1 protein-coding gene is annotated in these 985 nt (G+C 58.9%); it reads right to left on the bottom strand.

Annotated features, from left to right (window positions below; all coding sequences use genetic code 11):
* Nucleotides 1-16: 16 nt before the first annotated feature.
* Nucleotides 17-935 (bottom strand): IS5 family transposase gene (locus ACYVJT_RS15280; protein ID WP_499418568.1). Its coding sequence is split into 2 segments (ribosomal slippage): nucleotides 17-538 and nucleotides 540-935, totalling 918 coding nucleotides; the frame shifts between segments, so codons are not numbered across the junction.
* Between the last annotated feature and the right edge of the window lie 50 nt (nucleotides 936-985).

Below are 985 nucleotides of genomic sequence, written 5' to 3' on the forward strand. Positions count from 1 at the left end.
AACTAGAGCGTGTCTCCTATTTGCGTAGCCAGGCTACGACAGCGCAGAGGACTGCGGTAGCCCGGTAGGTGATGGCCATTTTGTCGTAGCGGGTAGCGATGGCGCGCCATTGTTTCGCTAGGCCGAAGTGGCGTTCCACGACGTTGCGGCCTTTATACGTGTTGGGGTCAAAAGCCGGTGGGCGTCCACCACGAGTGCCTTTGCGTTTGCGGGCGGTGTGTTCATTGGACTTCTGTGGGACCACCGCCCGGATCCCGCGGGCCGACAACATTCTGCGGATGATGCCGTTGGAATAGGCTTTATCACCAATGACTGCATCCGGTCTGGTGCGTGGCCGACCTGGGCCAAGCCGGGGGACGCGAATATCGTCCAGCACCTCGGCTAACATCGCACCGTCATGGCGTTGGCCACCCGTAAGCACGATCGCCAACGGCATGCCGTTGCCGTCAACAGCAGCGTGCAGTTTCGATGACAGCCCGCCTCGAGACCGTCCTACTGCATGCCCAGCAGGTTCCTGCCATGCCTTACCCCTATTGTTCGTGATCGAACGTGCCCCCTGTGGGCTGATCGGGCCGGGTGGTATTGGTGGCGTGCTGATGAGCACGCGTAATGGTGGCATCAACAGATACCGTCCAGTCGATCTCTCCGGCAGCATCCGCCTCAGCAAGCAATGCCGCTAGGACCTCATCCCAGGTGCCATCAGCAGCGTAGCGGCGGTGTCGTTTCCACACGGTCTGCCATGGACCAAACGCCTCACGCGGTAGATCACGCCACGGCATGCCAGTCCTGGCCCGATAGATCATGGCCTCTACGATCTTGCGGTTGTCACGAAACGGGTGGCCTTTCCGCCCGGCATTTGAGGGCAACAATGGTTCTATACGCACCCATTGTTCATCCGTCAGCGTCTGATATCGAGAAGTAGAAGCATGACTCATACCTCCACTCTGAACGATAAATCATCGCACATATAGGAGACACGCCCTAA

Source organism: Yaniella soli, assembly GCF_054782375.1.